This is a genomic window from Sphingobacterium sp. Ag1 (assembly GCF_000988325.1).
Classification (GTDB): domain Bacteria; phylum Bacteroidota; class Bacteroidia; order Sphingobacteriales; family Sphingobacteriaceae; genus Sphingobacterium.
Genome location: NZ_LBGU01000019.1, coordinates 1 through 13,741, shown reverse-complemented (window position 1 = coordinate 13,741; position 13,741 = coordinate 1). Strand labels below are relative to the sequence as shown.

General features: G+C 38.0%; 10 protein-coding genes. All 10 read left to right on the top strand.

All coding sequences use genetic code 11. From position 1 onward, the window contains the following. The first annotated feature begins 180 nt into the window (after positions 1–180). The 10 genes from AAW12_RS02345 (at position 181) to AAW12_RS26160 (ending at position 13,279) form a co-directional block, all read left to right on the top strand. A complete protein-coding gene (locus tag AAW12_RS02345) occupies positions 181–3,801 on the top strand; it encodes a SusC/RagA family TonB-linked outer membrane protein (RefSeq protein ID WP_046672019.1) in 3,621 nt (1,206 codons plus the stop codon). 12 nt (positions 3,802–3,813) lie between these two features. After that, positions 3,814–5,271: a RagB/SusD family nutrient uptake outer membrane protein gene (locus AAW12_RS02340; protein ID WP_046672018.1), complete on the top strand. Its 1,458-nt coding sequence runs from the start codon at positions 3,814–3,816 to the stop codon at positions 5,269–5,271. A gap of 7 nt (positions 5,272–5,278) precedes the next feature. Further along, positions 5,279–6,631, top strand: coding sequence for a substrate import-associated zinc metallohydrolase lipoprotein (locus AAW12_RS25290; RefSeq protein ID WP_053003498.1), 1,353 nt, complete (start codon positions 5,279–5,281; stop codon positions 6,629–6,631). Continuing rightward, on the top strand, positions 6,631–7,977 hold the full coding sequence (locus AAW12_RS02330) for a DUF4302 domain-containing protein (protein ID WP_046672017.1): 1,347 nt from the start codon (positions 6,631–6,633) through the stop codon (positions 7,975–7,977). The genes AAW12_RS25290 and AAW12_RS02330 overlap by 1 nt, the downstream gene beginning before the upstream one ends. Positions 7,978–8,074: 97 nt before the next feature. Further along, positions 8,075–8,587 carry a hypothetical protein gene (locus AAW12_RS02325; protein WP_046672016.1) on the top strand — a complete coding sequence of 171 codons (513 nt, stop codon included), beginning with the start codon at positions 8,075–8,077 and terminating at the stop codon, positions 8,585–8,587. A gap of 502 nt (positions 8,588–9,089) precedes the next feature. Beyond that, on the top strand, positions 9,090–9,524 hold the full coding sequence (locus tag AAW12_RS02315; protein WP_046672014.1) for a PH domain-containing protein: 435 nt from the start codon (positions 9,090–9,092) through the stop codon (positions 9,522–9,524). Positions 9,525–10,253: 729 nt separating this feature from the next. Next, positions 10,254–11,036, top strand: a complete 783-nt coding sequence (locus AAW12_RS02310) for a hypothetical protein (RefSeq protein ID WP_156167511.1) — start codon at positions 10,254–10,256, stop codon at positions 11,034–11,036. Between the two features lie 230 nt (positions 11,037–11,266). Continuing rightward, positions 11,267–11,698 carry a nuclear transport factor 2 family protein gene (locus AAW12_RS02305; protein ID WP_084823047.1) on the top strand — a complete coding sequence of 144 codons (432 nt, stop codon included), beginning with the start codon at positions 11,267–11,269 and terminating at the stop codon, positions 11,696–11,698. A gap of 218 nt (positions 11,699–11,916) precedes the next feature. Then, positions 11,917–12,918, top strand: coding sequence for an energy transducer TonB (locus AAW12_RS25285; protein ID WP_053003497.1), 1,002 nt, complete (start codon positions 11,917–11,919; stop codon positions 12,916–12,918). A gap of 166 nt (positions 12,919–13,084) precedes the next feature. Next, positions 13,085–13,279 (top strand): hypothetical protein, encoded by a 195-nt coding sequence (locus AAW12_RS26160; protein WP_156167509.1) that lies wholly within the window; start codon positions 13,085–13,087, stop codon positions 13,277–13,279. Positions 13,280–13,741 lie beyond the last annotated feature (462 nt).

The following is a 13,741-nucleotide window of genomic DNA, read 5'->3' as shown; positions in this document are numbered from 1 at the left end:
GAACAGGAATGTTGGCGCATCCCTGTTCAGAAAAAGATGTGATCATCAGGCCCTAAATCTAAAGATTGAACAATTAAACCCCAATTAACCACAAAGTGTAAATGTATGAATAACTTACCACTTAGCAAAAGGTGGTCCTTGATCCCTCAAGACCCACGATTTTGCAAACCATTACGTATTATGAAAATTAGTACATGTCTTCTATTCGCATTTGTAACTGGCGTACATGCAAAGAGCACGGCGCAAAAAGTTACGCTAAATATGCGCAATGCCCGCATTGAAGAAGCACTCTCTGCCATCTCCAAGCAGTCCCATTTACGTGTGCTGTATAGTGAAAATCTAAATTCTAAAGCACGAATTTCTGTTAATGTTAAAAATGCATCAGTCGAAGAAGCTCTGAATGCCGTTTTGAAGGCTAATAATATTGAATACAAAATTATTGCCAATACCATTTCAGTCAATAGTAATTTAAAGAACTTTAGTCTAACTGTTCCTGTAGAAGTGCAGCAGCAGTCTATTTCTGGAACGGTAAAAGATAAAGACGGGAAAGAATTGAGTGGTGCTACAATTACTGTTAAAGGAACTTCAGTTTCTACGCAGACGGATGAGCAGGGACGTTTTAAAATCAATGCCCCTCTAAATTCGACGTTAGTTGTTCGGTATATTGGGTATGCAGGTGCTGAAATTTCTGTTGGCGGTCGTACGACTGTTCCCATTATTTTGAAATCGCTCGATAATCAATTAGATGTGGTCGATGTTGTTGCGACTGGTTATCAAAATATTGACAGAAAATTTTTTACAGGATCTGCGACCAGAGTAGATGCCAAAGATGCTGAGCGCGCTGGGGTACCTGATGTTTCTAGAATGCTCGAAGGACAAGTTGCGGGTGTTTCCCTTCAAAATGTTTCGGGAACCTTTGGGGCGGCACCGAAGATTCGTGTACGTGGAGCAACTTCATTATCAGGGGATAATAAGCCGCTTTGGGTGATCGACGGTATTATTTTAGAAGATGTGGTTAATATCTCCAATGAGCAGTTATCAACCGGAGATATGAATACCCTGTTAGGGTCCTCTGTTGCAGGGCTCAACCCTGACGATATCGAAAGTTTCAATATTTTAAAGGATGCTGCAGCAACGGCGATGTATGGTGCGCGGGCAATGAATGGAGTAATCGTTGTAACCACCAAAAAAGGAAAGGTTTCTGAAGGCAAACCGCATGTAAGCTACACGGGTAATTTTACATCCTATATTAAACCGAGTTATAATAATTTTGATGTAATGACTTCATATGACCAAATGGCGGTCATGATAGAGTTGAAGAATAAGGGATATTACCAAATTCCAAGTGCTTCAAGAGGGGCTAATGGTGGAGTCTTTTATAAAATGTACAATAAGCTGTATGAATATGACGAGACAACGAAAACATACGGACTTAGAAATGACGCTCCGAGTCAGGTCGATTTCTTGACACGTTACGCAAATGCAAATACCGATTGGTTTGATCTGTTGTTCAAAAATTCATTTGTTCAGGAACATTCCTTAAGCGTTTCTTCCGGTACTGAGAAGACTCAAAATTATTCATCTGTTTCTTATTTGAAAGACCCCGGGATGACGATTGGTAATAACGTCCAAAGATTTACGGGTAATTTTAGGTCTAACTATAAATTCAATGACAAATTCAGCGCCGAAGTATTAGGAAATGGATCTATTCGACAACAAAAGACACCTGGTACTGTAAACCAACAATCAGATCCTGTATATGGGTCTTATTATCGCGGTTATGATATCAATCCATATAATTACGCTCTTGGTACGAGCCGTTTGATTACACCTTATGACGAGAATGGTGATCTTGAATATTTTACACGTGACTATGCACCATTTAACATCCTAAATGAGGTGAACAACAATTATATGGAACTTGGTATGATCGATTTCAAAGTGCAGGGTGCTCTGAAATATAAGATTATTCCTAGCCTTTCATACGCTGTTACGGGAGCATATCGTTTCTCAAAAAGTGAAAATCAAACCTTTTTAAAAGAGAACTCAAACTACGTACAGTCCTTTAGAGCCATGTCGGATGCAACCATAGTAGGCTCAAATGATAAGTTATATAACAACCCCGCCTTTCCAAACGATTTACCTATCAGTGTTTTACCAGAGGGTGGATTTTATAAAATTAATAACGACAATTTAAAATATTATTATTTCCGCCAGGATTTAGAATTCAATAAAGAATTTAATGGAGGACATAATGTCAATGTTTTCGCTAATATGGAAATGATCACAACGGACCGTCAAGCTGAATTTTTTGATGGCGTTGGATACTCCTATGAGAACGGAGGATTGGCGGTTCCAGCATATGAATATTTTAAAGAAGCAAGAGAAGAGGGCAAACCTTATTATGGCATGGGATACAACTTTACCCGGTTTAATGGATATAGTTTGCGAGCGGCCTATGCATATAAACAAAAATATTCCGTCAATGGAACTGTCCGTTACGATGGTTCTAATAAAATGGGTAAATCGCGCACAGCACGTTGGTTGCCTACCTGGAACGTTTCGGGAAAATGGAATGTTGATGAAGAAAAGTTCTGGCCGAAAGATTTATTCTTAAGCAATCTATCTGTCCGTGCGACTTATGGTATGGTCGCCAATATGGGTAATGCAACAAATTCTTCTGCGGTGTTCTATAATCAAATAGCGAGACGTCGCGAGATTGTGGATCAAGAAACGCTAACTTATATATCCAATATTGCCAATAAAGAATTGACTTGGGAAAAAATGAACGAGTTCAATTTAGGCTTTGATATGGGCTTGTTCGAAAGCAAGGTCGGGTTAACAGTCGATTTATATAAGAGAAAGAGTTATGACCTTTTAGGTTCAATTCAAACCTCAGGTATTGACGGAGAGTATACAAAGACAGCCAATTATGCCGATATGGATGCAAAGGGTATTGAAGTCGCTATAACAGGTACTCCTGTCAAGTCCAAAGATTTTAGGTGGAAGACCAACTTTAACTTTGCTTTTAATAAGAATAAAATCACGCGTTTGGATATTAATCCCAATATCTGGCGGGCAGTTTCAAATACAGGTGGAGCTGTGCAGGGCTATTCACAACGTAGCTTATTTTCTCTTCAATTTGATGGTTTAAATCCAGAATATGGATATCCAACTTTCATTGGAACGGATGGTATCAAGACGACGAATGTATACTTACAGAGTCAAATCCTAGATTATTTAAAGTATGAAGGACCCGTTGAGCCAACATTTACGGGAGGTTTCTTCAACGCATTTTCTTATAAAAGTTTTACACTTTCCGGTCTATTGACCTTTTCTGCGGGAAACAAATTACGTCTAAAACCCTCGATCAGATCGTCATATGATGACATGTCTGTTATGACAAAAGACATGTTAAACCGTTGGATCATGCCGGGAGATGAGCTGAAAACAACGATACCGGCCCTATTGGATCCAATTTCGGCAACCAATGTGGTTAGTGCATCTGGTACACAAGTAAGTGCTGCATATCCTTACAATGCATACAATTATTCAACTGAACGAGTCGTAGATGGCGATTATATTAAGTTGAAAAATATATCGTTGGGGTATGCGCTGCCAAAGGAATTTATTTCGCGGATGAGTATTACCAATGCAAGTATTAACGTCGTTGCAAATAACATTTGGACAATTATGGCGGATAAGAGATTGCACGGACAGGACCCTGAGTTTTTTGCCACAGGAGGTGTTGCTTTACCGGTTCCAAAACAGGTTACAATCTCATTAAAAGTAGGATTTTAAGATAAGTAAAAAATGAAAAATTTTAATAGAATTCACATTGGAGTTATCGGAGCCCTAGTTTTATTGGCTTCTTGTAATAAATATTTAGATAAAGAACCGGATAACCGAACCGAGATAAATACGGTACAAAAAGTTGCCCAATTGGTTGGGACTGCATATCCTTCAGCTGATTATCTTTCTTTTGCAGAATCCGCATCGGACAATGCTGTTGATAAAGGACCTGGAGTAGGAAACTCTGTCGATACACGTGATAGGCCGTATGCCTGGGAAGATATTATTGGTGCAGGAACCAATACGTCCAGTAATTATTGGAACGGCTGTTATGAAGCAATTTCTGCGGCTAACCAAGCATTAGAATCCATTGAAACATACAAATTGGGCGCTGCAGCCAATCCATATAAAGGAGAGGCTTTAGTTGCGCGCGCTTACGCTCATCATATGTTGGCCATTTTCTTTGCAAAAAACTATGAGATCGGTGGAGCAAACGATTCCCCTGGTATTCCCTATGTAACAAAACCAGGTGAAAAGGTGTTGCAGCAATATGAGCGTGGAACAGTGAAGTCAACCTATGAGAATATTGTAAAGGACTTGGAAGAAGGACTGCCTTTATTGTCGTCAACAGCTTATAAGGTACCAAAATATCATTTCACGGCTGAAGCTGCTCATGCTTTTGCTTCTCGTTTGTATTTGTTCTTGGGAGAGTGGCAAAAAGCGGTTGACCATGCGACCTTAGCTTCGGGCGGAGATTTTTTAACGAAATTGAGACCCATAAATACAACAATGCAAAATCAGGAAAGTGCTGTATTTAGAGAAGGATTTACAAAATCAGATGTGAAATCTACCTTGTTGTTGGCAAACTGTTATTCAACCTGGACTTATAATGAAAGCCCTCGTTACGGATATGGCCCAGCATTAACAGCAATGTTTAATACACCTAATGTAACTGGGGGAACATTGGCGAACAAAGTATTGTCATACAGCACCGCAAATTATACAACGTATAAATGGTTATATTACTTCTTCTATACCGGACCTGGTATCGGATTCCCTTATATCATGCAACCGCTGCTGACATTGGACGAAACAATATTAAATAGAGCAGAAGCGTATGCTGAGCTAGGAAATTATCAGGCATCATTAGACGACCTGAATACATTTTATAGCACAAAAATCAGAAATTATGTACCCAGTACGCATCAGGTAACTCTTCCTAAGATCATGGCATTTTTTAGTGAGGCAGATCCGAAAAAGGGATTAATACAAACCGTACTGACAGCAAAAAAAGCTGAATTTTTACAGGAAGGTCTACGTTGGATTGATATCGCTCGAAGAAATCTAACCGTAGTACATAATGTCATTGACGCGAAGGGAATAGAAACATCCATTGAACTGAAACCCGGCGATCCAAGACGAATTTTCCAACTTCCGGAAGAAGTTAAATTAGCCGGAGTAGAATTAAACCCTAGATAACTAGATTATGAAAATATTAAGTAAAATATTGATTTTGTTTTTGGCTATCTTCCTTTACAGTTCTTGTCAGAAGGAGGTAGTTAAAAAGGTAGACTTTTCAAACTATAATGACGACGATCCTCAAACCAATACGGAATTGGATGCGTGGTTGAAAACTACTTTTCTTGATGAGTATAATATTGATGTTGTGTACCGTTACAACAGATATTATCACGATGCAGAACGGAATGTGACGCCAATTTATGTGGATAAGGTGAAACCAGCTATGACTGCGGTACTGGAAAGCTATATCTTACCTTACCGTAAAGTTGCAGGCGAAACCTTTATAAAACGCTATGTGCCGAAAGAATGGGTGTTGTTTGGATCGCCTTCATTGGCTACAGATGGAACAGGTGTTGCGGGAACAGCAGCAGCCGGCAGACGGGTTACACTATATTCTTTAAATACACAGTCCCCTAATTTTGGGGTTTTGGTAATTCATCATGAGTTTACCCATATTTTGAACCAATTGGTTGCTATTCCTACAGATTTCGAGTCGATTTCCAAAGCCGATTACAATGCTGATTGGGCGAAGATACCTGCAGATACAGCAAAGAAGTATGGTTTTGTAACATCTTATGCGATGGGTAAATATACGGAAGACTATGCCGAGGTTGCTGCCCATCTATTGGTTAAAGGACAGGCATGGTACGATAATTATGCAAGTGGTTCTTCTACATTAGGAAAAACGAAGCTGAAGCAGAAAGAAGCGAATGTTGTCAATTACTTCACCACAGGACTGAAAGTGGATTTCAGAGCATTACAGAAGGAAGTTCAAGAGTATATGAAAAGAACAGCTCCAACGGATAATTCGTTAAGTATCCGCCCATATGTATCAAGCTTATACAAAACGGTGACGATGAATCTCTCCAATGCCTATTATACGAAATATGGTACTTCGAGTGCTTTTTCGAGTGCTTATAGTGCTTTGAGAACGGGCTTAGCTGCATCGAACAGAACGCTGAATAGTATATCTGTTCGCTTTGATGCATCTACTCAGGCAACTATCCGTGTCAACTACACGTCTGCGTCCGGTACCTTTGATGCCGATTTTACATTTTCCTACACTTATGATAAATCTACAGGTGATTTAAAACTAACAAAAGCTGATCAAGCCGGAACCACAGGAAATTATCAAAATGCAAATAATATTGCGGGAGCTTTTAATTCGAGTTTATTGTCATATTTTTCGAATAAAGTGTTTACTGCAAGCTGGTTAAATGCAAATGTAGATCCAGTTGATTATAATAACCTGGGCGCCTTTTATGAGAAAGACAACGCAACGAACTATTGGTATGGTACTTTAGGACAGACATTATAATGAAGTTAAATAAACTCTTATATCCGCTACTATTGCTAGTTGCTATGGTAGCTTGTAAAAATGAAAATGACGATCTGACTTTCGGCGAACGTCCTGAAATTAGAATGAAAGAAAAGATTGATTCGATCTCCTTTGTTTTACAGACTGCCACAAACGGTTGGAAAGCAGTTTTAGGAACAGGTCTAGGTGGAGGATATTCATTTTACCTTAATTTTAATGGCCAACAAGAGGTCAATATGATGGCTGATTTGACAGCTGCAAGTGCAACGACGGCTGCCAAATCGAATTATCGTATAAAACAAGATAATGGAGCAACACTGATATTCGATACGTTTAATTATATCTCGTTATTGAATGATCCAAGTTCGTCAACATTTAATGGTGTAACACGTGACGGTTACAAAAGTGATCTCGAGTTTGCTTTTGCCTATTCAAAAGGAGATACGCTAGGTTTCATTGGAAAAAGATTTAGACAATCCTTTGTATTGATAAAAGCAACAGCAGCCGAAAAATCTGCTTATGAAGCTGGTAACCTCAAGAAATCCCTGGATAATACCGTGGATTATTTTAAAACCAATGCTAATCCATATATCGATGTTGCTGATGGAAACAGTACATACAAAATGGCTGTCACTGTAAATACATTGAGCAATAATACCAATGGAAAACGTATCGAGTTTGCATCATTATTGGCTGATGGTACTACATCTGCAGTGAAAGGTAAGTATGCATTTGCATTAGATGGCGTTACGATTATAGATGGGGGACTGACCTATAGAGGGGTTACTTATGTTTCCATATTGGCAGAGAATGGGAAGATGTATCTGGTTGATAGTAAAGGTACTAAATATGAGATTAAGAATTCAGTTCAGCCAATATTACCATTATTTAAGTTGATGGGCAGTAAATATGTTGGCATGAGAAGTCCTTATAAAACATATTATCCAGGAACATCAGCCAGTGGTCTTACCATTTTGCAGCGTTTCCACAATGGATTGGCTTCTGGTACGGGCTACGTGTTCAATTCAGGATATATGGAATTAGGTTGGGATGTTGCCAATTCAAGAATAGAACTTAGAGGTTTCTCAAGCCAGAATGGCGGAAGTTCGGGTTGGTTGACAACAATAGTGTATAACTATACGTTGGATGAAGCTACAGGTACCTATAAATGCACGTTGAAAACTGCGGCTTCGGGAGGCTATACTTCAGCGATTTTGGATCAAATGCACTCGTTCTTATTGAAGAATAGTTTTAAACTAGACTATTATCTAGACGGAGGAATATTGTACGGAAGCGTTGCTTCAGTCGAGAATCCCGATATTGTAATGACATTTCAGTTGAGATAATGATATTGAGCAGTCAGTGATTTAGCCTTGCTGGCTGCTCAATTTTTGTGTAATTTCTAGTTGATGATTAACCGATTGTTGTTTAAAGTAGATTATTATGAAAGGTAAATTTGTTTTTCTGGCGTTTTTAAGTTTTGTTTTTTTAAGTTTCTCCTGTAAAAAAGAGGAGTCCGAATTGGATAAAATCTCAGGGGTATGGTATGTTCGGATTATTGCCGAACAGCAGGTAAATGAGAAAGGAGTGTTGGCCTTTAAATCCTATCTTGAATATAAACCGAATGATAACGGAAATTATGCAACATTTAATTTTCATGGCAATCAGGTTACTGTAGAAGAGCGACGGAATAATTTGGCAATCAATAAGACAGATTATACTTATGCGATCGATGGAAATAATTTGGTTTTATCAGGTTCATCAACTAGTGAAGTATATAAAATGTCCTATTTGGGGATTAAGAATAGTCTGGTTTTGGATAAGAGTGAAGTTGATAAAAATAATATTCCGTTTAATCTTAAAAAAGTTTTGGTTAGGGTACTGCCAAAACCTGATAAAATAGACGAAGAAATTGGAAGTGAGCCGAATCAAGGAACTCCAACAGGAGGTGAATAAATTCAATTTTCAAACCCTATATTTCCTTTGGTAGTTATGTCTGGGCCCTTGGAATGATTCTTTTTGCTGTCTTTTTGTCCTATGATTCAACAAACCGATACTGGTATATAGGAACACTGTTAATAGGTTTTATCATTGCAACGATGTGGTGTTTTTTCTTCTTTTACAGGCAAATCGGATCGAGAACCAAACTTTGTTCATTCGAGGGGTAATAAAATCCAAGCAGATTAATTTGGAGGCCGTCAGTAGAGTTGAAAGGAATAAAGTCGATTGGCTAATAAAAAATGGACGTCTTTATTTTTGGATCCCCTATCGCAGGGGTATGAAATTGTATCTTAATGGATCTGAAGAGCTATTTATAAATGTTGGAGAGGATAGCGGTTTTCTAAGACAACTATTGGATCTTAACCCAAATATTGAAGTAAAATGATAAGAAGATAGAACATTGATTTTGTTCTTTTAATTGAAAAATAATTAAAGTTACAGGTATTTTCATAATTTTATGAGAGAAGTATTTAAAACACACATACCCTTCGGTAGCTATATTTGGGGGACGGGAGCGATTATTTTTATTGCCATGATATCCTACGAAGATTTGCATCGAGGTTTATATACGGGGGCATTATTGTTGTTTGCCGTATTTGCTTTAACCTGGTATTTCACTTTCTTCTATAAACGTTATTGGATTGAAGACAATAAACTGTTTATTAAAAGTATCTGGGGAACAGATTCTGTTGATGTCAACTCCATTCGTAAAGTAGAGACTGACAAGGTATTTTGGTTTGGATCGATGAGATTCACCGTTTTGCGGCCCTATAGAAAAGGAATGATCTTGCATTATAATGTGATTGATGATATATTCATTGATCCAGAAAATCCAACCGAGTTTATTGACAAATTGCGGCAGATTGAGCCTAATATCAAAGTGGTTGAGTAGTTCGGGAATGATAGTTCATGTTATCCTTCTGCTCATGCTCTTTTTAAAAATAATTTATTTAACTTGGAGGTTAACAAGTCCTTAAAGCTAATAATGAAAAATTGCCGTATGTTATTTCTCACCTACTGCTTTATTATGTTGGTAATAATAGTAAGTCAGCATCTTATAGATATGTACTTTCGAGGTGAAGCAGTGGAGGTTACCTCATTTTAGGAGTATTGACGCTTACATTTGTGGAAAGTAAGACTAAGAAAGTGACATAGACCGCCAGTCACGTATATCTCTATCTTGAGGGACGAACTTAGTGTATCGTCTTATTTCCCGTATAAAATTTGATGTGTTCGGGGTTTTCCACAGAGTGTTAATAACGTTGTGGAAAACGTTGTCGCTCCAGGGCTGCAAAATACATTCCTTGGTCGTAGCGTCTATATCCAATCGTTTACATTATTCTCAAAGTTCAATCTAGTCCCTCGACGTAAATAATTTTTTATTCCTGACACCAACTCCATACCAACTTACGATCAACTCCGTATTGTAACCACCTTGTGTGCACAGTGAGTCCACGTTGAGTCCACCTTTTAAGGCTGCTTTCACTGTACAGACATCCTGTCTGTACCTTGCTTGCAGTCAGAAGAAGGTTAGGAATTATTCATAACCAATCCCAAAAAGGTATTACTAAATTTTCAAATCTATAATTGCTATGTGCTGCAGCTTCTGAAATCCTTAAAAATGGACAAGATACTTGACATAGGGTCTTTTTGGTGGTATATTTATTGTATGGGAATAAATGATAATGGCTACATCCGTGGACTGGTCGGCCCACTGGTAAGCAGAAAGGTAGGAACAAAGAACTACATTCAAGGTAGACCACATCGTGTGAAACAAAACGACGAAACGAAGAAAGCTGGTAAAGATTTTGGGCAGGCGAGTCGCGCAGGTGCTGCAATTAGGCAGGCTTTTGGGTTAGTGCATCAAGAGCTGCACGATGGACAAATGGGCAATCGCTTGAATCGACAGATTTATAGGGCAATGAAGACAAATATCAATGACGATAGGGGGACACTGTGCCTAAACAACTGTAGGCTCGACAGATTGGTAAATTTCCAATTTAACGAAAATTGCCATATGCAGGATGCGCTAAGTATTGATCCAACGGTTAACCTAACGGAGGAGAACCAGATCGAAATATCATTTCCAATATTTGACGTTAACCGAGCATTACTGCTGCCCAAAGATTGCAATGCTATCGCCTTTAAATTTCATACCTTTTCTTTTAATTTCAAAAAAAGGGAGTTTATAGAAGTAAAGGATGAAGAATGGGAAATCGATATCGTCTATGGACAGGATCCAATTCCGGCCAAGACGATCAGCATTCCATGCAAGGAATTTGTTGGTACACCCATCCTGGTTGGATTTACGATCATATATCTCCATAAAAATGGACGACGGTGCAATGTGCTCAATGAAGTTGATTGCACGCCTGCAACTATTCTAGCTGCTTTCCAGTTATAAAAGTAACGCTAGCCCATACCTGTGTTTTTCCTTCCGGAGCGGATATCCATTTACCGCTCCTTTACCTCCATTTACCGACTTTTTTATTCCGTTGATCTAAATGTAATAAAATGGAATGCTGAGTTGTCTTACTTTTGAATCAGAATCTTAAAGGAAATGATGCAACAAAATCAAGATCCTTGCGACAATAAGAAAAGAGATAAAAACTAACAATATAAAGTATAGCAATTATGAAAACTTTAGTAAAGACATTCGCAGCAGTAGCATTGATTACACTATCAACTTTCGCAATGGCAGCAGCAGACCCTGGTAAAGCATTGAACCTTTCTACAGCCGATTTAGCCATTGATAGTTATGTATCCGTAATGACAGAAGGTGCATCTCAGGGCGTAGAAAAATTGTTCGCATCCGAATTCAATCAAAAAGTCCAGGGGAAAGCTGCACGTACCAATAGCCGTTCGGAAGTCATTTCCTTCCTGAAAAAGCAAAAAGGTGAAAAATTGAACTGCAGCACAAGTACCGAGGTACTCGAGGAATCTGAAAACTATATGGTAGCGCGTATCACCATGAAGTTTGACGATTTCACGAAAACAGATCTAGTGACATTAATCAATGAATCGGGAACCTGGAAGGTTGCAAGCTCCGTAAACTCGTATAAATAGAAACTGTTTAATTAAATTCATATGTTTATTTTAGCCACGTCGGGATGATGTGGCTTTTTTATGTTTAATGCCTTTTGTCTTTATTAATCTTTATGTGCTTTTGAACTTATCAACAATGTTATTAACATGCTGTGGAAAACTGTTTTTACTCTCCACTTAATTGAAGCATCATCTTAATTATGTAAATTAGCTTGTATAATTATTATCCTACACATTTTATGAAATATTATTTAAATCAGTTGTTGAAATTCGCTTGCCTCATTGTACTATTGGTTTTTTGTCTGCAGGCTGCGGTAGCCCAAGATATCGATACAACATTTCATAAGAAAGATGGGGACGAGATAACTGCGAAAGACCCTGCCTATTTTAAACGTATCATTCGTTCTGTAAGTGAGCAAAATAAAAAATATTATGTTGTTGAAGAGTATTATATCAATAACAATACGATTAAGTTAAAAGGCACCAGCAAAGACGCCAGTTTCCCATTTAGGTTTCAGGGGCAGAAATCTCAGTTTTACGAAAATGGGGTGTTAAAGAGCCTTGAAAATTTCAGTGAACAGAGTGAACTGATCGATTCTGCATACTATTGGTACCCAAACCGTAAGCCTGAGTTGACGGTGTTTTACCCTAGCTCAATAGATAAAAGAGGCGACCGGATTGCAGAAAATCCTATTTATGTGGCTTATTTTGACTCGTTAACGAATAAAACCTTGACGGATGGAAATGGTTTAATTCGTTTACGTGAAGGCAGTGACGATAATTTTGAAGAGGGGAGGATGGTCAATAATTTGCGTGAGGGTGAATGGAAAGGTGCGGCAGATAACGGAACTTTTGTCGAAACGTATCATAAAGGAAAGTTATTAAAGGGCAGTAAAATAAAAGAAAATGGGGAGCTCGTTAACTATGATGCAAAGACCTATTTTGTGCAACCCGAATATCCTGGGGGTATATATAAGTTATTGAATTTTATTGCTAAAAATTATGACTATCCCAAAGAAGCCGTTAAAAATGGGGTAAGTGGAGTGGTGGAAATATATTTTGTGGTCGACAGAGATGGTCAAATTGAAGATATTAAACTAAAGAAAGATTTGGGATTTAATACGGGCGAGGCGGGTATCCGTGTTGTAAAGATGCTTAAAAAATGGAAACCAGGCATTCGGAGAGGGGAGGCTGTAAGGGTGGGGTATACCTTGCCCATACGGCTAAATCTTGCGCGTTAACGATAATAACTTTCGGATTTTATGTTATCCACAATTTTATTAACATAATGTGGATAACATAAAAGAAGTGTTTTGCAATCCCTAGCGATAAAATTAAACTTTATTTAACCGGTTAGTTTTTTAACGATCCTGGATAATTGTTAATATTACCCCTGTATTAACAATTATGATGGGGTATTATTTGCATTTTGGACTGACACTCTTCTGTTTGCTGCTGTTCAATCTTTGCTTATGTAGCCTTTCTGCACAGGTTATGTTTACGACCTACCATAGGAAAGATGGAAAAGAAACAAAGCAACAAGACTCGGCTTATTTTTTAAGAGCAATTCATATCGATGCATTGGGAAAGGATAAAGTTTAGTGAATAGCGGAGTACTATCTACGCAATGACTTACTAAAACTAGATGCGATAAGTAAGAGTGGGCGCACCATTCAATTTTCTAGGTAAAAAATATGAATTATATGAAAATGGCACACTCAAGGGTCTTGGGAACTTTAGTGATGAAAGTAAATTGATCGATTCGGCATTTTATCTATACCCCAACAATAGATTGAAAAATGATCGTATTTTATCCAAGCTAACTTAAGAAGGAAAAGGAGCTGCTGAAGAAGCCGATCTATGTGTGTGTATATGGCTCTTTGAACAATAAAAAGCTTAGCGAATGTAAACCTGGTATGCTACGTGGTGAGCGTGTACGGGTTGGCTATACATTGCCTATAAGGTTAAATTTGAGTGGGATATAATCAAAAGTATTTAAAAAAATCACAGCCTTCCATTTGGTAGGTTGTTATTTTTTTAGATACTTTATATTCTATTTTTTCA